General features: G+C 28.6%; 18 protein-coding genes. 16 read left to right on the forward strand and 2 right to left on the reverse strand.

The window, feature by feature from the left end; all coding sequences use genetic code 11:
* The first annotated feature begins 8 nt into the window (after positions 1–8).
* The 6 genes from JJC01_04300 to JJC01_04325 all read left to right on the forward strand — a co-directional run bounded on the left by JJC01_04300 (position 9) and on the right by JJC01_04325 (position 6,002).
* A complete protein-coding gene (locus JJC01_04300) occupies positions 9–608 on the forward strand; it encodes an SIS domain-containing protein (protein UDN59089.1) in 600 nt (199 codons plus the stop codon).
* Positions 609–631: 23 nt separating this feature from the next.
* Positions 632–1,102 (forward strand): PTS glucose transporter subunit IIA, encoded by a 471-nt coding sequence (locus JJC01_04305; GenBank protein ID UDN59090.1) that lies wholly within the window; start codon positions 632–634, stop codon positions 1,100–1,102.
* 341 nt (positions 1,103–1,443) lie between these two features.
* A complete protein-coding gene (locus JJC01_04310) occupies positions 1,444–2,190 on the forward strand; it encodes a DUF2087 domain-containing protein (GenBank protein ID UDN59091.1) in 747 nt (248 codons plus the stop codon).
* 67 nt (positions 2,191–2,257) lie between these two features.
* Positions 2,258–2,935, forward strand: a complete 678-nt coding sequence (locus JJC01_04315) for an epoxyqueuosine reductase (GenBank protein ID UDN59092.1) — start codon at positions 2,258–2,260, stop codon at positions 2,933–2,935.
* 416 nt (positions 2,936–3,351) lie between these two features.
* On the forward strand, positions 3,352–4,926 hold the full coding sequence (locus JJC01_04320) for a chloride channel protein (protein ID UDN59093.1): 1,575 nt from the start codon (positions 3,352–3,354) through the stop codon (positions 4,924–4,926).
* A gap of 125 nt (positions 4,927–5,051) precedes the next feature.
* A complete protein-coding gene (locus JJC01_04325; protein UDN59094.1) occupies positions 5,052–6,002 on the forward strand; it encodes a DUF1848 domain-containing protein in 951 nt (316 codons plus the stop codon).
* A 378-nt stretch (positions 6,003–6,380) separates the two neighbouring features.
* On the opposite strand, the gene JJC01_04330 is transcribed toward JJC01_04325, so the two are convergent.
* Complete coding sequence (locus JJC01_04330) at positions 6,381–7,235, reverse strand: sugar uptake protein (GenBank protein UDN59095.1); 855 nt, start codon at positions 7,233–7,235, stop codon at positions 6,381–6,383.
* Positions 7,236–7,400: 165 nt separating this feature from the next.
* Here JJC01_04330 and JJC01_04335 point away from each other — a divergent pair, with 165 nt between their 5' ends.
* The 10 genes from JJC01_04335 to JJC01_04380 all read left to right on the forward strand — a co-directional run bounded on the left by JJC01_04335 (position 7,401) and on the right by JJC01_04380 (position 19,548).
* The gene (locus JJC01_04335; GenBank protein UDN60122.1) at positions 7,401–9,365 is read left to right on the forward strand and encodes a transcription antiterminator; all 1,965 of its coding nucleotides are present in this window, start codon (positions 7,401–7,403) and stop codon (positions 9,363–9,365) included.
* Positions 9,365–9,823 (forward strand): PTS sugar transporter subunit IIA, encoded by a 459-nt coding sequence (locus tag JJC01_04340; GenBank protein UDN59096.1) that lies wholly within the window; start codon positions 9,365–9,367, stop codon positions 9,821–9,823. Before JJC01_04335 ends, JJC01_04340 begins: the two co-directional genes overlap by 1 nt.
* 2 nt (positions 9,824–9,825) lie before the next feature.
* Positions 9,826–10,146, forward strand: a complete 321-nt coding sequence (locus JJC01_04345) for a PTS fructose transporter subunit IIB (protein UDN59097.1) — start codon at positions 9,826–9,828, stop codon at positions 10,144–10,146.
* Positions 10,147–10,161: 15 nt separating this feature from the next.
* Positions 10,162–11,262, forward strand: a complete 1,101-nt coding sequence (locus tag JJC01_04350; protein UDN59098.1) for a PTS fructose transporter subunit IIC — start codon at positions 10,162–10,164, stop codon at positions 11,260–11,262.
* 131 nt (positions 11,263–11,393) lie between these two features.
* Positions 11,394–13,994 (forward strand): alpha-mannosidase, encoded by a 2,601-nt coding sequence (locus JJC01_04355; GenBank protein ID UDN59099.1) that lies wholly within the window; start codon positions 11,394–11,396, stop codon positions 13,992–13,994.
* A gap of 422 nt (positions 13,995–14,416) precedes the next feature.
* Positions 14,417–14,749 carry a helix-turn-helix transcriptional regulator gene (locus tag JJC01_04360; protein ID UDN59100.1) on the forward strand — a complete coding sequence of 111 codons (333 nt, stop codon included), beginning with the start codon at positions 14,417–14,419 and terminating at the stop codon, positions 14,747–14,749.
* Between the two features lie 124 nt (positions 14,750–14,873).
* Positions 14,874–16,172, forward strand: coding sequence for a redoxin family protein (locus JJC01_04365; protein ID UDN59101.1), 1,299 nt, complete (start codon positions 14,874–14,876; stop codon positions 16,170–16,172).
* Positions 16,173–16,265: 93 nt separating this feature from the next.
* Entirely contained in the window at positions 16,266–17,648 is a 1,383-nt protein-coding gene (locus JJC01_04370; protein ID UDN59102.1) for an NAD(P)/FAD-dependent oxidoreductase, read from the forward strand.
* Positions 17,649–17,883: 235 nt separating this feature from the next.
* Positions 17,884–18,597 carry a DUF434 domain-containing protein gene (locus JJC01_04375; protein UDN59103.1) on the forward strand — a complete coding sequence of 238 codons (714 nt, stop codon included), beginning with the start codon at positions 17,884–17,886 and terminating at the stop codon, positions 18,595–18,597.
* Between the two features lie 81 nt (positions 18,598–18,678).
* Entirely contained in the window at positions 18,679–19,548 is an 870-nt protein-coding gene (locus tag JJC01_04380) for an SH3 domain-containing protein (GenBank protein ID UDN59104.1), read from the forward strand.
* Between the two features lie 148 nt (positions 19,549–19,696).
* On the opposite strand, the gene JJC01_04385 is transcribed toward JJC01_04380, so the two are convergent.
* Positions 19,697–20,842 (reverse strand): iron-containing alcohol dehydrogenase, encoded by a 1,146-nt coding sequence (locus JJC01_04385; GenBank protein ID UDN59105.1) that lies wholly within the window; start codon positions 20,840–20,842, stop codon positions 19,697–19,699.
* Positions 20,843–21,005: the final 163 nt, after the last annotated feature.

Here is a 21,005-nt window from a genome sequence, read left to right on the forward strand (position 1 = left end):
AGATGATTATGAACTATTTAAAAACAATGGTTGATGTTATGACTACTGAAATGAATGCTATAAAGTGTTTAATAGATGAAGCAGGTATTGAATATGAAAATATAGTTAATGAAATTGCAAATTGTAAAGGTAAAGTGATTTTTATGGGTGTAGGTAAATCTGCACATATAGGTAAAAAATTGGCAGCTACATTTGCAAGTACTGGTACACCAAGTTTTTTTGTACATGCAACAGAGGCAGTACATGGAGATTTAGGAATGATTGAAAGTCGAGATATTACAATTTTAATCTCAAATAGTGGTAATTCTATGGAAGTTGTAAATTGTATAAAATATGTTAAGGCAATAGGTTCTAAAACAATTGCTTTTACCTCAAATAGAAATTCAGTATTGGCAAAGGAGTGCGATTATGCTTTAATATATCCTGCAAAGGGTGAAGCTGACCACTTAAATTTAGCACCAACAACATCATCTACGATTACTTTGGTTTTAGGAGATTCTATTGCATGTGCATTATCTAAAAACAGTAATTTTGACTCAGCTGATTTTTATAAATATCATCCAGGAGGAAGTTTAGGTGAAAAACTAAAGGCAGCTAATAATGGTTAAAAGTAAAAAGGAGAGTATATTTTATGTTTAAAATGTTTAAGAAAAAATCAATAAAATCACCAATATCAGGAAAGGTAATAGAGTTATCTAAAATACCAGATGCTGTATTTTCTCAAAAACTTATGGGCGAAGGTGTAGCTATAGATTCTACAGGTGATATTGTTTATGCTCCATATAATGGTAAGGTGGCAGTTTTAGCAGAAACTAAACATGCACTTGTTATAGAATTAGAAAATGGAATGGAACTTCTTATTCATGTTGGTTTAGATACTGTAAACTTAAAAGGTGAAGGATTTGAAGCATTAGTAAGTGTAGGAGACCAAGTAAAAGAGGGGACACCAATGTTAAAAATTGACCGTTCATTAATTGAATCAAATGGTATCTCACTTATTACTCCAGTTACAATAACTAATCATTCGGAGTACAATATGAATACATATAATGTAGGTAATAATGTAGAGGGTGGAAAAGATACTGTAATTGAGTTTAAATAAAAAGTATAAAATAAAAGATTACTGTCTATAAACTTATGTTGTACAATGTAAATTTAATATAAATATGTTAGATAAAAAGGGACTTACTTGCTTTTAAATTGAGTAGTTCCTTTTATTTTTTGTAATTAGTTTTATACTCTTCTCTTTATATAAGAATAGCTAATTATAAATAATAATTGTTCAAATAGAGATTTAAATATATTGTTTTGAGATACATTATAATTTAAACGTTGTATAATATATGAACTTCATAAACTTAAAATAGAAATGTTGACAATAATAATAAACTTTAGTAATATATGTTTATTGAAATAATAAACCATATACTGGAGGTGAATAATATGAAGATTGAAAATCTTTCTATTAAAGATATCAAAAAAGGTTATGTATTCAATGCAGATTTAAATTGTTATAGTTGCATTATTTGTGGAAAAACGTATGAAGTAGGAGAAATATACAGAGTTGGTGATAGATTTTTTGAAGCATCAAGAGCTATTGAATTGCATACAGAATTAAAACATGGTAACTATTTGGAACAATTGGTCAATAATGATTCAAAGTACAATACATTAACAGATAATCAAAAACAATTATTTAAATTATTTATTAGTGATTTATCAGATAAAGAAATTGCAAAAGAGCTTGGTGTATCTACTTCTACAATACGTCATCAAAAATTTATGTTTAGAGAAAAAGCAAAACAAGCTAAGCTATACTTGGCTTTATATGAATCTGTATTTGAAGATAAATCTAATAGAGATAGTATTATAATACCAATCCACGAACATGCCAAAATGGTAGATGAGAGATACGTAGTAACTGAAGAAGAAAGAAAACACATTTTAGAAACATCATTTGAAAGTATGAATCCTCTAAAATTAAAAGCTTTTTCATCAAAAGAAAAGAAAAAAGTTGTTATTTTGTCTAAAATTTTAGAACAATTTGACCAAGGAAAGCAATATTCAGAAAAAGAAGTTAATCAAATTTTAGAGTCTATATATTATGATTTTGCAACGATTAGAAGATATTTAATTGAATATGGTTTTATGAGTAGAAATAAAGAATGTACAAAGTATTGGTTAACATAATAAAAAGCCAGAACCTATCAGTATATAAAGCTATTTCTTGCTTGATTAGCTGTGAAAGGAGTTAAAAATGAATGATGAGTTGAAATCTATTTTGTACAATGAAGGTGTAGACATTATTCGTTTTGTTGATATATCTGAATTTCCAATAAATCAAACACTAGGCTTTTCTAAGGCGATTTTATTTTGTATAGGATTATCAAAGAAGTTTATTAAAGATATATATAATAATTTACCTACAGACAGAGATGAGTTTTTGGAAAAAGAGGAAAAGGTGGAAAAACTAGCTGATTGGATTTCTGAATATCTTCAAAAAAAAGGTTATAGTGCTTATGCTCAATCAGAAAAAAATAATATAGAACACAGATACATTGAAAGAGGATATATTGACCCTAAGATGCAATCAGGTATTAGCCCTTTACCACATAAGACAATAGCGAATATTAGTGGTATTGGATTCATGGGAAAAAATAATTTATTTATCACTGAGGAATTTGGATGTGCTTTTAGCATGTGTACAGTACTTACAGATGCACCAATTTCTGTTGAAAAGCATCCTTTGATTGCTTCAAAATGTGGTGATTGCAGTGTTTGTGTAGAAAAATGCCCTGCAAAAGCTATACATGGAAATGCTTGGACTTTTCAAGGGGGAAGAGAGTCTATAATCGATATTTCTAAATGTTTTTGTGTTTTAAAATGTATGGTAAATTGCCAATGGTCATTGAAATATGCAAATCAAAAACTATAATCTAGATATGAGATAGATATTTTTATTGTATTTTAGCTTTCTTAAAAAAATAAGCTTATAGGGTGCTTGATAATTGCACCCTTTTTAATATTATTAAATATAATAATTTAGACTGATGTTAATGATAGTCTGAATTAGGATTAATATTATCATGTTTTTTATCAAAGTCAAGAATAAAGTAAAAATAAAATAATATGTCCTTCTTTATTTTTCTAAAAATGTATTGTATTATTGATTCAGTGGTAAATACGATGAAATTAAGTTGGATAACAATAATCATTCAGTATTTACATTACATTATAAGTTGGTTATGTGTATCAAACATAGAAGAAAAGTAACATATGATTTTGTGTGAAATGAACTAAAAAATATATTTATTCATATTACACCGAATTATGGAGTGGAGGAGAAAGATTATGAAAAAAGATACATCTCATGTAATTAAGCGGGCCGAGCGATTTCAGGTCATTTTGATTGGAGAAGGGCTTCTTGTAGGCGCTATAGCTGGTTTGATTGTACTTTTATATAGGATACTTTTGGGGCAGGCTGGTATCTGGCTTAACCAAATATTAAATTTTGCAAAAGGTTCAACTGTGAAAACAGCAGTTTGGTTTGCAGTGCTTGCACTGCTTGCGTGGATTGTATCAAGGCTAGTAAATTGGGAGCCAATGATTTCAGGTAGTGGTATTCCTCAGCTAGAAGGAGAGATGACAGGGAAAATCAAGCAAGTATGGTGGCGTGTGTTGCCAGCCAAATTTGTTGGAGGATTCTTATCGCTTATGGGTGGTCTTGCCTTGGGAAGAGAAGGACCTTCTATACAGCTTGGTGCTATGGCAGGAAAGGGTATTTCCAGAGCTCTTGATAGAGGAAAGACAGAGGAAAAGTTCTTGCTTACTTGTGGGGCAAGTGCAGGATTATCAGCAGCCTTTCATGCACCACTGGCAGGTGTCATGTTTTCACTGGAAGAAATACATAAAAACTTTTCAGTGTCTGTTTTGATTTCTGTGATGACAGCATCTCTAACAGCGGACTATATATCAGCTAATTTTCTAGGAATGGAATCAGTGTTCCAGTTTGATATTGGAAATGTGTTACCACAGAGTTATTATTGGTTGATACTGATTTTAGGTGTTGTGCTTGGCGTTATGGGGGCATTTTATAATTGGTTTACCTTATTTGTTCAGTCTTTATATAAAAAGATTCCCAAAATAGGTACATTTGGAAAAATATTGATTCCATTTTTTATGGCTGGTATTTTGGGTCTTTTGATGCCTGAGGTGCTTGGAAGTGGGCATAATCTGGTGGAAGCACTAACAAGCCATGAATATTTGTTGGGAATGGTAGTTTTGATTTTTGTCATCCGTTTTGTATTTTCGGCTGTTAGTTTTGGGTCTGGTGCGCCAGGAGGAATCTTCTTCCCGCTACTTGTTTTAGGAGCCTTTATTGGGGGAATGTTCGGAATGGTAGGTGTACAGTTTTTTGGAATGAACTTAGACTATGTCAATAATTTTATACTTCTGGCTATGGCAGGATATTTTACTGCCATTGTACGTGCGCCTTTGACTGGAATTATATTGATTTTTGAAATGACAGGTTCTGTCAGCCAGATGCTTTCCCTATCCGTTATTTCAATTGTGGCGTATATTGTGGCTACACTTCTGAAATCTAAGCCGATTTATGAAAGTCTTCTGGAGAGATTACTTGAGAAAAATGGAGAACCTGTTCATAGAGAGAGGGGAGAGAAAATACTAGATCAGTTTTCCATTATGTTTGGTTCTCCTGTTGCTAACAAAGCAATTCAGGATATTCAATGGCCAGAAAATTGTCTTTTGGTAGCCATTCAAAGAGGAGGAGAAGAAATTATTCCAAAAGGAAAAACAATTCTTAAGGCAAGTGATATAATTGTTACCATGACAGATGAGAGAGACAGTAGTGTTGTGTATGATAAAATGGAAAAACTTTGCAAAGAAAATACATCATATATTGTATAGGGATAATAAGCTATAAAAAAGATGTTTTCTGTGTGAATGAAAACTAGTAAATAATGTGTGTGTAGAATGTGGTCTGGACAATTCTAAGAGTGATATCAGCTATACTTTTAGATGGAGGTTAAATTATGATAGTAAGTGTAAGTAGAAGAACTGATATACCTGCTTTTTATAGTAAGTGGTTTTTTAACAGACTTAAAGAGGGTTTTGTGTATGTTGTTAATCCGATGAATCCAAAACAAGTCAGTAAGATAGAGTTAAATCCACATACTGTTGATTGCTTTATATTTTGGACAAAAGATGCAACTCCAATGATATGTGATTTGAACAAATTAAAAGACTACAAATATTATTTTCACTATACTATAACTCCATATGGTAAAGATGTAGAAACACGAATTTTAGATAAAAAGAAGATAATAGAGTCATTTAAAGAATTGTCTAAAAGCATAGGAAAAGAAAGAGTAATTTTGAGATATGACCCAATTTTTCTAAATGAAAAGTATAACTTAGATTATCATATAAAAGCATTTGAGAGATTATGCAGTCAACTTAATGGATTTACAGAAAAATGTATAATAAGTTTTATAGATTTATACAAGAAAACAAAAGTTAATACAAAGTCATTACATATAAAACCTATACAAATTAAAGAAATAGAAATATTGTCGAAGGAACTTTTTAGAATATCTAATAAGTATAATATAACACTTGAAATATGTTGTGATGAATATAATTTAAGTAAGTTTGGCATTGGAAAAAGTAAATGTATTGATGATAAGTTAATATCAAAGATTATAGGTAGTGAAGTGAAAGTCAAAAAGGATGATACACAAAGGGATATTTGTGGATGTGTTAAGAGTATTGATATAGGGCAGTACAATACTTGTAGACATTATTGTTTATATTGTTATGCTAATTTTAATTATACACGAGTAGAAGAAAATTGTAGACTATATAATGAAGAAAATAGAGTACTTGTAGGTGCTATAAGAGAAGATGAAAAAATAACTGTTAGAAATATGAAGACTATTAAAGTAGATAAAAACAATAATAATCAGATTAGTATATTTGATTAAAAGTAAATATAAAATGGTTACTACTTTAATATGTTGAAAAAATATATAAAAAAGTGAATGTAAAATAAACACTATTTTAATGTGTTAAAAAAATATAAAATTGTAATAATAGAACAAGTATAAATAGATGTTTTCTATAAGATAATAATTACTATAAAATGTATGGGGTTATGACAATGCTCTAGAGAGAAGCAATTCAGTAATTGTACTGTTTAGCTTCTCTCTTTTAATATTTATTACTATTTATGGTCTTATTAAGATTCATTCATAAGTGATAAATTAGTGGCAATATAGACTCTTAATTATAGCTAAATCAGTGATAAACACAGTATTTTAGAGGATAATCAATTTTTCATTTTAATTTATATAAATAAATATCTATTTTATTGTGCTTAACATAAAAACACCAAACATGATTAAGATTATTCCAAGAAAAATAGCAAGCCACTCTCTTTTATTTTTCTTTTCTTTAAAGAAGATAATTCCTCCTAAAGTAGCTACTATAACACAACTCTGAGAAATAGAAAAACTTATCGTAACTCCCAAAGTATTGGTTGTAATAAACATACCTAAATTTGCTATTGACCACAATACTCCAGTAATTAGATTAAATAAAACATTTTCCTTATGTAAAGTCTCTCTAGAAAAATACTTAACAATAATTGATGCAGTTATTAACATTCCAACAGATTGAGGCAATATAATTCTATATCCTTCAATTGAAAATATTTGATTAGCTACAACATATAATGCTAAAAACAAGGATGATAATAATGTAACTCCAATACATTTCAACATATTGCTATTAGTAGATTTTTTTGTTTGATAATTTGTGAGAAGTATACCTATTATTATACATAAGATTGATAAGGTGCCAATCAAAAACATTTTAGAACTAGTCCATTCATTAAATAAGATTACAGCTAGTAAAGTTGTAAAAGTTAATTGTGAACCATTTGAAATTGGCATTACTTTAGATACACTAGCAATTTGAATTGCTTTAAACTGCATTAACTGACCTAAACTCCAAAATATCCCAGAAATCATACTCACACAAAATGAAAAAAATGTAATCTCAGGATGCATAACCAAAGTTATTATAGTGGAAAATATAAACGCACTTATAGAGGTACCTAAAAGTTGTTCGTAGGGAGAACTTTTTTTGAGGTTTGCAGCTATGGGCATTAATCCCCACCCTATTACAGGAAGTAATGCAATAATTATTGTCAGCATTAAATTATTTCCTTTCATATTAAATTTAGACAGTTTTTAATTTATCATCTAAAATTAAAGTATTCAATACATAAAAATTACCGTATTTAATCAGGAAATATTAGTAGTTTTGTAGAAAAACATTTTCCATTAAAATAAAAACAAAGGGAAGGAGTAAGTTTGAAAATGTTAACTGATATGATTCAAAATCGTGAAATTAGAATAATAAAGTTTTTATTAAAAGAAGGTCATACAACTGTTAAAGCAATAGCAGATGATTTAGATGTTTCAGAAAAAACAGTTTCAAAATCTCTCAAAGAAGTAGAAATAGTACTTAAAAAGATAGGTCTTTCTCTAGTGAGAAAACCTAAAATAGGTGTTTATATTGAAGGAGATTTAAGAAAAATACTTCCTTACCTAGATAATAAAGGAAGTCAAATTCCTACAACAAGAGAGGAGAGAGTTATATATATATACTCAATTTTGTTAAAAAGTAATGATTATATTACTATACAACAACTTTCTGAAGAATTATATATAAGTCGAGGAACAATTGAAAGAGATTTAGCTGAGGTTGAAAAATTACTAAAAAGTGAAGGAGTTTCTATATATAAGAAACCTAGTAAAGGAATTAAATTGAATATAAGTGAAAGAGACAAAAGACAGCTTACTGCTAAGTTTATACATAAATTTTGGAGTAGAAATTGGTATATTAAGCAAGAACAAGAAAGTTTTTATCAAGCTTTTGAGAAGATACAAGCAGATGTGAATGGTATCTTTTTTGAGGATGATTTATCTATCATTATTGAGATTCTTAGAACTTTTAGTGAGGAAAGAAAATTTGAGTTTTCTGATTATGAATTTCAATCACTGGTTATTCATTTAGCTATAGCAGTAGAAAGAATTAGAAAAGGTGAATATATAGAAGAAAATTTATATACTAATAAGATAGAAAATAATCAAATGCCAAATACAAATTATCTAGCAAAGCAACTAGAAGAAAAATTTTCAATATTATTGCCAAATTCTGAAATTGGATATATAAATCTGCACTTAGTAGCTGCTGACCAGCATAGAAACACTACTGAACTAAAAAGTAATTCAAGTAAACCTTATGAAGCGAATACAAACAATATCTCAAATCTTCGAGAAATTATCAAAAATACATTGTATAAGACAGCCTATGATAAAGATTTAATTGATGGATTAACTACACATATACATTCGTCGATAAATAGATTGACATATGGTCTTAGTATCAAAAACCCATATGTAAATACAATTAAGCAAAACTTTTCTCTATCATTTGAACAAGCTTTAAACTTGAAAAAAGTAATTGAATTTATATATGATATTCGAATAAATGATGACGAATGTGCTTATATAGCACTACATTTTGAAGCTTTTAGAGAAAGAATGAAAGAACTACCACAAAGCATTAGGGTAATTCTAGTATGTAGTACAGGGTTAGGTTCTTCTAGGTTATTATCTGCAAGGTTAAAAAAATACTTCCCTATGGTAAAGATTGAAAAGATACTTTCTGTCCAAGAATTAGTATCTAGTAAAATTGATGCAGATTTAGTAATCAGTACTATTTATTTAGAATTAGAAACTATTCCAACTATAGTAGTTAGCCCTATTTTAAATGAAAATGATATAAGAACTTTAGAGAAAAACATACAAAATGTTCCAAGAACTACTTCTGGAAAATCTAAATCTTTTAAAAAGTTAATATTTGAGGAAAATATTTTGTTAAATATTGAGGCATCAGATTATGAAGATGTAATTAGATGTATAACAGATAACTTAATAAAAAGAGGTTATGCGAAAGAAGGTATAGCTGAAAGTGCAATTGAAAGAGAAAATTTATCTTACACATCTTTTCAATATATAGCTACACCTCATGCTAATCCTAGTTATATTAAAAAATCTAATATATCTGTTGCAACTTTAAAAAATCCTATTATATGGGGAAATGAAAATGTAGAAGTTGTTTTCTTTATTTCATTAGAAAATGACAAAAATTTGGAGCTTGATGAAATATATGAAGTTTTTTATGACTTCATTGACAATAAAAAAAATATAAATAACATATTAAGTGCAACTTCACCAAAAGAAGTGTACGATTTGCTAATGGAGGAGAATATATAGTGAAAATATCAGATGTATTGAAGGAAGAGCAGATTGTTTTTAATCTTGATGCAACTACCAAGGAAGAAACAATAAAAAAATTAAGTAGTATATTTGTTGAAAATGGGATTGTGGATAATGAAGAAGAATATGTTAAGTCTGTTTTAGAAAGAGAAGAACATGCAACTACAGGTATTGGGAATGGTATTGCTATTCCTCATGGGAAAAGTGATGCTGTTAAGAAATCTTCTATAATATTTGCAAAATCCAAAAATAAAATTGAATGGGAAGCCTTAGATGAAAAACCAGTAGATAGCATTTTCTTGTTGGCTATAAGTAACATTGATAAAGACAGTAACCACCTTGTCTTATTGTCTAAATTGGCAACTAAGTTAATGGATGATGACAATGTGGATGCATTAAAATTAGCTGATTCAGCACAAGAAGTAATTAAAATATTTAATGAGGGAGAAATGTAGAGATGAAAAGAAAAATTATAGCAGTAACAGCATGTGCAACAGGGGTTGCACATACATATATGGCAGCACAAGCATTAAAGAAGGCTTCAAAAAAAATGGGTCATCTTATAAAAGTTGAAACACAAGGAGCAACTGGAATTGACAATGAATTAACTGAAAAAGATGCGCAAATTGCAGAAGTAGTAATATTTGCTGTAGATACTAAAGTTAGAAATGCTGAACGTTTTGAAGGCAAAGAAATATTAGAAGTACCAGTTAATGCACCTATAAAAGATGCAGAAAAGGTAATCAATGATGCACTAAAGTTAATTGACACTAAATAAATGGAGGGAAATATAATGTTAAAAAAGATAGTCTCTGAGTTAAAAAAGCATGTTTTAACAGGAATCTCATATATGATTCCATTAGTAATTGCAGGTGCTATGATAATGGCAATATCTCGTGTAGGGGGTTCTTTATATAATATACCAGATATATGGGACGTTAAATATGCAGAAAGTGCTAGTAGTATTGTTAGATTATTACATGATTTAGATGGTTTTGGAGGCACTGCTTTAGGATTAATGTTTCCTGTAATTGCAGCCTTTATAGGATTTTCTATAGCTGATAAATTAGCTATAGTACCAGGACTTGTTGGAGGTATGATTGCTAAGGATATTGGAGCAGGTTTTTTAGGAGCTTTAGCAGTTGGTTTAATCGCAGGATATACATGTTTATTTATTAAAAATAATGTTAAATTACCAAAGTCAGCAGCTTCAATAGTACCAATATTTATAGTACCAGTATTTGGAACATTAATAACTGTTATATTAATTAATTATGTCATAGGCATTCCTTTTGCAACATTAAATACTGGCTTAGAAAATTGGTTAAATGGATTATCAGGTACAAATCAAATATTGATGGCAGCTATTATTGGAGCAATGATGGCAGTTGACCTAGGTGGGCCAGTTAATAAAGCAGCTTTGACAACATCACTTGCATTATTAACAAGTGGGATTTACGCACCTAATACAGCAGCAATGGTAGGAATTGTTATACCACCACTAGGCTTAGGTCTTGCTACTATATTAGCAAAACAAAAATATAATAAGCAGCTGCGTGAAGCTGGTAAATCATCTCTTATAATGGGGTTGATTGGAGTTAGTGAAGGAGCAATTCCTTTTGCAGTAGAATCTCCATTAAAAGTAATACCATCATGTGTAATTGGTACAGCAATTGCCTCAGCTATGGCAGTTGGATTAGGTTCAGTGAATGCAACTCCAATTAGTGGATTTTATGGATGGTTTACAGTAGAAAACTGGCCAATGTATGTATTATCAATTGCAGTAGGAACAGTAATTGTAGCAGGTTTAGTTATAATATTACGTGGAAATCCAGTTATCGAAGATGATGAATTTGAAGATGATGAATTTGATGAAGCAGAATGGGAATCTTAAAATTCAATAAAAATTTAAGAAAAGTAATAATTTAGGTTTAATATAAATTTTATAGTTAGTATAAGTTTTGAGTATTGTTGAGTCTTGATTACAGCCTAAAAATATTAAAATGAAGAAATAGAGGAGCATAAATGATAAAAGCACATATTGTTAATCATACACACTGGGACAGAGAGTGGTATTTTACTTCTGGAGATGCATTAGTACTTAGTGAGCAATTATTTACAGATATAATTGATGAGTTAGAGCGTAATCCAGATGTAAGTTTTGTACTTGATGGACAACTTTCTATTTTGGATGATTATACACAAGTACATAAAGAAAAAATAGAAAGTATTAAAAAATTAATAGAAGAAAAAAGATTATATATCGGACCATGGTTTACACAAACAGATGCATTCTTCGCTAGAGGGGAATCTATTTTAAGAAATTTAATGATTGGAATATTTGAAAGTAAAAAGTATGGTGAGTATATGAAAATCGGGTATTTACCAGATACCTTTGGTTTTAATGCACAGATGCCTATTTTATTAAGACATGTAGGGATTGATAATATTTTCTTTTGGAGGGGTATCCACTTAGGAAAGCAAGTTCAATCACCGTATTTTAAATGGAAAAGTTTAAATGGAGAAAAGTATATATATGCTGTAAATATGCCACATGGATATGGAACTGGTATGCTTTTAGAACCTTCACCAAAGTATGTCAATGGACGATTAGACCCCGCTATTGATTTTATTAAATCATATAGTGATGTAGAAGAGGTATTAATACCTTCAGGAAATGACCAATTAAATATAATAGGTGATTTTAAAAATAAAGTTGAAGAGATTAATAATATTGGAAAGTATTCTTATATAACAAGTTCATATCAAGACTTTTTGAAATATGTAAAATCCATAGAATCATTAGAAAGCTACAGAGGTGAATTTAGAGAACCAGTGCTTGCAAGAATACATAAATCAATTGGTTCTAGTAGAATGGATATAAAATTAGCATGTGATAAACTTGAAAATAAATTAATTAAGAGAATAGAGCCATTACTAGTAATTGCTAAAAAGAGTGGAATAGAAATAAGCAATCAATTATTAATAAACACATGGAAAAAGCTTTTAGAGGGGCAAGCTCATGATAGTTTGGCTGGTTGTGTAACTGATACTGTAACAGATGATATTCTTCACCGTATAAGAGAAGCTAATGAAATCTGTGATAGTATTGAAAACACTATTGTAAAGAAAATTTCAGAAGGGCTTAAGTTATCTCAAAATGATGTATTAGTGTTTAATTCAGAAGCTAAAAGATTTAATGGATATAAAGAAATACAAGTAGTGAGTGATAGTAAAAATATTTGTTTTAAAGAAAATTTAGATGCTACTATAATTGAAGAAACTTACATACAACCAAGAGAAAATGTATTGGAAGAGACACCTGCTGGTAATATATTTATTGAAGAACCAGGTTATTATATACTAAAAGTAAGAATAAATATACAACTTCCTGCACTTGGTTATAAAGTTATTAGTTTTGAAACAAGTAATAAAGAGATGTTGTCACTTAGTGAGTCTAATGATACCTTTATATCTAACGATAAATACAAGGTAATATATAAAGATGGAAGCTTGGATTTACAACTTAAAGATGGAACTTATATATCAAACTTTTTAACTTTAAAAGATAGCGGAAATGCAGGAGATACTTATGATTTCTCACCATTACAAGACGATGACGAGATAGAACTTTTGTTTAATAATGTTTCGACAAAAAGAACATTAGGATATGAAAAGATAGTAGTTGAAGGTACAACTTTACTACCACTTACATTGGAAGATAGAAAAGATAAAAATCTCAATGGAAAATTAAATGTAAGAGCTAGCATTATTTTATCAAAAGATAATCCATTGATAGAGGTAAAACTTCATGTCAACAATACAATATGTAATCATAGATTACGTGTTCATGTAAAAACGGATATAAATGATAATAAAAATATAGCATCATTACCATTTGGATATATAACAAGAGAAAATGGGGTTTTAAGTAATTGGGAAAATACTTATAGTGAAATGCCTATAGATTTAGAACCTTTGGAAAGTAATATTACACTTACTAATGATAAGAGAAGTTGTACTGTCTTTACTAGAGGAATAAAGGAGTATCAACATGTCAATGATGAAATAGCGTTGACTTTACTTGCTACTACAGATGAATTAGGAAAACCTGATTTATTATATAGACCAGGACGTGCTTCTGGAGATACCACTAAAAAGGGACATATCAGAATTAAAACTGAAAAGGCACAAATACTTAGAGAAGTAGAGTTTTCATTTGCAATATATATGAGTTCTAAATCTTTTGATGAATCAGAAGTTGCAAGTTTAACTCATAACTATTTGCAAGAATCTATAAATTATCAATTACAGGATTATAACTTCTTTTTATATCGTATAGATAATAAGATTCAAAGGTCAATTGTTGAAAAATCTGTGAACAGAGAGTTAGAGATAATATCTTTACCAGAAAATTATCTTGTATCAGCATGTTATCTTTCTTACTATGATAAAGAGAAGTTTGTAATAAGGTTAGAAAATCCAACAAGTGAGAAGTTGATATTAGATGAGCAAATATTTAAAGATAGAAACGGGAAAGTTATAAATGCAATAGAAGAATTAGAGGAACAACAAATATATGAAATAGCACCTTTTGAAGTTATTTCAATATTATTAGATTTATAAGTGTAAAAGCAAGTTTATCATTTAATAATCTGGCAGATAAATATCTGTCAGATTTTTTAATTTGTATAATTTTGGGTAGATATCAAGGTATGGGTTTGATGTTGTATATAGAAATTATTAAAACAGGATAAAGAACTTAGATAAAGAATTATTATATAAGAGCTAAATTTATTTAATATAGTTAACTTTAATTTTATGTAGTTATAAATATTTTATGTAGTTATAAATATGTAGTTACAAAAAAGTACCCAATTGTGATGCATTTATAAAACTGATATAGTAATTATATGAAACCTCAGAAATATTTTAAAACTAAAATATATATTAACAACCTTAAACTAGTAAATCTCAACACATTTGTAACATTTATAAATTAAATAAAAGCATGTCTTAATAATTAATAAAAAGAAAGAGGAGATAAAATGTATAATATAGATGATATGATATATGACTGTCCAGTAGAGGCATTATCAAGCATATTAGGTAAAAAATGGGTAGCTATAATAATATGGGAGTTACAAAAAGATAAAAAAAGATTTGGAGAATTACAAAGAGCCATTCCAGAATGTAGTAAGAAAATGTTGACTCAACAATTAGATTTTTTAATTGAGCAAGGAATTATAATCAACAATAAAAAATCAATTAATAATATTGTAGAATCAACATATTTTTTAAGCGAGTCAGGGGTACTATTACTTCCTGTTATGGAAAAGATGATTATGTGGAGCAATAATAATTTAAATTGCGATAAGTAAGCTTTTAAATTACTTTTGAATTTACAGTGACTTAATTAGGCTATCGTGAGAATAAAAGTAAAAGCAATAAAAGGACATAATTTTTTATTGTAATAATGTAAATAGAATGAGGAGGAGCTTTAATTTGCAAAATATAAATTTATTTGTGGTATTTATAGAAGGGATATTATCGTTTTTTTCGCCATGTATATTACCAATACTACCTATTTATCTAAGTATACTGTCAAATAGTAGTGTGGAAAATTTAAAAGAAGGAAAAACTAATTTTATAAAAAGTTCTCTATTTAAAAATACTATCTTATTTACTCTAGGAATTTCAACAACCTTTTTTATATTAGGTTCATCAGTAAGAGTATTGAGTATGTTTTTTAATGAGAATAAAGACTTAATAATGTTTATAGGTGGGATTATAATTATTATCATGGGATTGTTTTATATGGGAATAATTAAGTCTTCAATACTAAATAGAGAAAAAAGATTAAATGTAAAGTTTAAAGAAATGAGAGCAATAACAGCATATTTACTTGGTTTTACATTTAGTTTTGGGTGGACACCTTGTATTGGGCCAATATTAGCATCTGTATTAGTAATGGTTTCTAGTTCAACTAATCATTTGAATGCAAATCTTTTAATAGTAGTATATACCATTGGATTTATTTTGCCATTTATAATTACAGCTATGTTCTATAGTAAGTTATTTAAGACTATAGATAAAATAAAATCTAATATGGAAATTATTAAAAAGATAGGTGGAGCTATACTTATAATATCAGGAATATTAATGATGATAAATGGGTTTGAAAGTGTGAGCAAGCATTTTAATGTTCCACAAAAAAATAAAGTTGAAAATAATCAAAGTGTGAATCAAGAAGATAATAAACAAGGAAATTCTAATGGCAATACACAAGAAGAGTCTGGTAACAGAGATAATAAAAAAGAATCTAATAATGAAAATAGTGATAACGGCTCTAATGATGAAGAGAGAATAAAATCTATTGATTTTACTTTAACTGACCAATATGGTAAAACACATAAATTAAGTGATTATGAAGGTAAGGTTGTGTTTTTAAATTTCTGGGCTACATGGTGTCCTCCATGTAAAGAGGAAATGCCTCATATAGAGCAGTTGTACAAGGATTATAAGAAAAATAATGAAGATGTAGTAATTTTAGGTGTAGCATCACCTAATTTAGGTAGAGAAGGTTCAAGAGAACATGTAATTAACTTTTTAAAAGATGAAGGCTATACTTTTCCCGTTGCACTTGATGAAGATGGAGAATTAGCATATCAATATGGAATTAATGCTTTTCCAACTACATTTATAATTGATAAAGAAGGATATGTAACACAGTACATTCCAGGAGCAATGAATAAAGAGACTATGATGTCTTTCATTGAAAATCAAAAAAATAAAAAGTATTAATATAGAAGGTTACAAAAAAGTACCTAATTGTACCACCTAGAAAATCTTGTTATAGTAAGAGTATAAATAACAGAGGAAAGGGTTGAAATTTATATGAAAAAAACATTTGATGCAATAATAATAGGATTTGGAAAAGGTGGAAAGACATTAGCAGGAGATTTAGCTAATAGAGGATTAAAGGTAGCTTTAGTAGAAAAGTCAAATAAAATGTATGGAGGAACATGTATAAATGTAGCATGTATCCCAACTAAAAGCTTAGAAAATTCAGCAAACAATGTAAAAAATATAAACTCTTGGAATGATGCACAAATCGAATATGCAAAAGCTATAGAAAAAAAAGAAACTTTGGTTACAAAGCTTAGAGAAGCTAACTATAATAAATTAAATTCAAATGATAATGTAACTATATTTACAGGAATGGCGACTTTTATTGATGAAAATACAGTAGAAGTAAAAACTGAAAATGAAGTTTATGAATTAGTATCAGAGAATATATTTATCAATACTGGCTCAAAATCATTTATACCTAATATAAAAGGTATTGAAAACAATAAGATAGTATATAATAGTGAATCTCTTATGAATTTAAGAACCTTACCTAAAAAAATGACAATTATAGGTGCTGGGTTTATAGGTTTAGAATTTGCAGGCATCTATAGTTCCTTTGGAACAGAAGTTACAATATTAAATTCAAATAATGGGATTTTACCAAATGAAGATATTGAAGATTCAGAAGAAATAATAAAATTACTTGAAAAGAGAAATGTAAAAATTATAAATAATGCAAAGGTAAAAGAGATTAAGGAAGTTTCTAATTTAGCTACAGTAGAATATGATATAAATAGTGAATTAAAGGAAATAACAAGTGATATAATACTTGTTGCTACAGGTAGAAAAGCAAATACTGAAGGTTTAGGACTTGAAAATGCAGGCATAGAGTTAAATGAAAGAGGATTTATTAAAGTATCAGATAACCTTAAAACTAATAAAAAACACATATGGGCTATAGGAGATATAAATGGAGGTCCTCAATTTACTTATATATCACTAGATGACTATCGTATAATAATCAATCAATTATTTGGAAATAAGACTAGAACGACTAGTAATAGAAAAAATATACCAAATGCTATATTCATAAGTCCAGCATTTTCAAGAGTTGGTCTTAATGTTAAACAAGCAAAGGAAAAAGGATATGATGTATTAGTAGCAAAGATGCCAGTTGAGGCAATTCCAAGAGCTAAACAAATTGGAAAGACAGATGGATTTATAAAAATCGTAATAGATAAAAATTCCAATAAGATACTTGGTGCTAGCATGATATGTGAAGATTCTAGTGAGATTATACATTTAATTCAGTTAGCCGTAGATTTAGAAGTAGAATATACATATTTAAGAGACCGTGTTTATGCACATCCAACTATGACAGAGGCTCTTAATGATGTTTTATCTCCTAATATGATAAAGGAAGTATAGAATAAGTGTAATATATAAATAAAGCCTAAAATTATCATTATAAATAAATTTTAAAGAAAGGATACTATGAGAATTTACTAATAGTATCCTTTCTTTACATTATAAAGTATAAATATAGTAAAAAAGTAATTATTTTGTATTTAAGAGAGTATTAAAAGGTATAATCTAAATATTGAATAATATAAATGGATAAGATAATATTAGCAAACTTCATATTAAGGCGGTGAAATACTCTATGAATAAAATATCTAAAAGAGGCTTTGATGAGAGTGATAAACGATGGTTTTCAAGTAAAGAACTTGTAAGACTTGTAAAGGCTCAAGAAGAAATAGAGTGGTTAATAAATAGAGATTATAAAATAGACCCAGTTGTAACTTTTGTGGGAGATAGATATCAGTTTTCAATAAGACAAAGAGATGCACTAAAGAGAGCAGTATGTACTGATGAAAAAAATAAAATAAGACAATCAAAGATACTTTCCTTAGATAAAATAAATGAAGGAATTATATACATAGATGGTTTTAATTTGATAATAGCTCTAGAAGTAGCATTATCTGGAGGAACTCTAGTCATAGGTAGAGATGGAAATATAAGAGATTTAGCAGGTCTTAGAGGAACATATAAAATTATAGATAAAACAGAAGAAGCTTTAAATCTAATAGGAAAGTTTTTTAATAAATATAAGGCTACAAAAATTAAATTTTACTTAGATGCACCAGTTTCTAATTCTGGAAATCTAAGATATAAGATATTAGAACATGCCAGGGTATGGAAAATTGAAACAGAAGTAGAGCTAGTAAAAAATGCAGATGTTATATTAGAAAAACTTGATAGAGTAGTTAGCAGTGATGCTGTTATAGTTGATAAATGTATAAGTTATTTTAATGTAGCTAGAAGTATAATTGAAGAATATATTAAAGATTGTAATATTGTAAATTTAAATGGATAATAACCTTTAATTATACAGAGTAAGTTTAAAAATAGAAGAACGAATATATATCGAATTTCATAAAGTATTGTAAAAAGACATATGAGAGGATGGGTATGTGTGAAGCTATTTAAAATAAACATTAAAAAATACAGAGCACCTATATATAAATATGCTTTAGTAAATGTAAATTTGAGGTCTGCGAAATCTACAAGTTCAAGTATTATAACTGTAATACCTAAAGGTTCTAAATTAGAGGTTCTAGATGAAGAAGATGATTGGATTAAAGTAATCTACAATTTTCAAGAAGGGTATGTATACAGCGATTTAATATCAGTAAGCGAATATGCTTGGAGTAATTTAAATTTAAGAGAAGATAAGTCTACAACTTCTACTATAATTACAGTAATTCCTGAAAAGTCTAGAGTCGAAGTTCTACAGGTAGAAGGGGACTGGAGTAAAGTTATATATGATGATAAAACAGGTTATGTTTTTAATTATTTCTTGTCAAGTGATGGAAATAAACCTAATGAATTAGATTATAAGTATTTTTACACTGATATGACTAAATTTGTTAATGAAAATAACATTAAAAGTACTAGTGACTATCTAATTACCACAGACCTTAAAAATAAATACACTTATATTTTTAAGAAAGATAATGGAGGTTGGGGTCAATTATATAAATGGGAATGTACTATAGGTAAACCTGAAACTCCAACTATAACAGGTATTTTTTATATAAGTGGGAGAAAACCTTCTTTTGGAACAGATGAGTATTCAGTTAAGTACGCTACTAGAATTAAAGGTGGGTATTATTATCATTCTGTGTTATATAATTCAACAGGAAGTTATATAATAGATGCTAGGCTTGGTGAAGCTCTTAGCCATGGATGTATAAGACTAAGTACAGAAAATGCTAAGTGGATATATGACAATATACCAGACACAACAACAGTTATAATTCATTAAAAATACTATTTATTAATTTTAAAGAGTTTGAAATTAAATTAAAAATATGGATTTAGTTTAGATAATAAGAGAGTGTCTATAATCAAATAAAAATATTTTGAGACACTCCCTTATAAATATACATAATTAATTTATAAGTGTGATTATATTAAGAGATTTTCTTAAATAATTCTATAATTTTGTCTTTATCAAAGAAAACAGGATTGGCTCCAGCACAAGCATCTTTCATAGAATTTTCAGCAAGCAACTCAAAATTAGGATTATCAACACCAACATCTTTTAAAGATTTTGGAATTCCTACCTCTTCTGAAAGAGCTTTTATTTTATCTATTACAAAATCAACACATTCCTTATCTGATTTGCCATGTATATTCATTCCAATAATCTCAGCTATTGGACGGAATTTAGAAGGTGCAGATTTAGCATTTTCTTCTTCAACTATTGGTAGCAACATAGCATTACATACTCCATGAGGTAAATCATATAAACCTCCTAATTGATGAGCCATAGCATGTACATTTCCAAGACCTGCATTACTAAAAGCAATTCCATTTAGAAAACAAGCATAACACATTTGTTCTCTAGCATCTATATCATTACCATCTTTAACAGCTCTAGGAAGATATTCAAATATCTGCTTTATAGAATATAGCGCAGTTGAATCTGTAACATCATAAGCTCCATTAGCCACTACAGCTTCTATAGCATGAGTCAGTGCATCCATACCAGTAGCTGCTGTCAAATTAGCTGGCTTACTAATCATTAATTCTGGGTCATTAACTGTCATTGTAGCTAGTGCATTTGTATCAACCATTATCATTTTTACATGCCTATCTTCATCCGTTATAACATAATTTATTGTAACTTCAGCTGATGTACCAGCAGTAGTAGTTATAGCAACTATAGGAAGACATTTTTTAGAAGTTTTATTTACACCTTCATAATCTCTAATGTCACCGCCATTGGTAGCTAATATAGAAATAGCTTTACCACAATCTTGTGGAGAACCACCACCTATAGTTATAACGAAGTCGCAATTTTCTGATTTTAGTATTTCAAGTCCATTATTGACATTAGTCACAGTTGGGTTTGGTTTAACTTCATCATAAATAGCAAAGTTCACACCTATTTGAGACAACATATCTGTTACTTTTTTTACAGTACCATTTGAAGTTAGAAATTTATCGCTAACGATAAATGCTTTTTTAGTGCCTAAGGATTTAATTGAGTCTTTAGATTCAATAAGACACCCTTTTCCAAGTAAGTTTATTGGTGGTACATAATAGATACTCATAGTTAAAATCTCCTTTTTTGAATTAATTTTTATGTATAATATACATACCTACAATAGTCTTATACTAATTCACATATTAGATATTGGTTTTTGAGGTTAAAATATATATTGTGAGTTTTTATATAAGAACTAAGTTCGTAATTACGATTATGATTAGAATTTA

Origin of the sequence: Clostridioides sp. ES-S-0010-02 (assembly GCA_020641055.1) — a bacterium.
Lineage (GTDB): Bacteria > Bacillota > Clostridia > Peptostreptococcales > Peptostreptococcaceae > Clostridioides.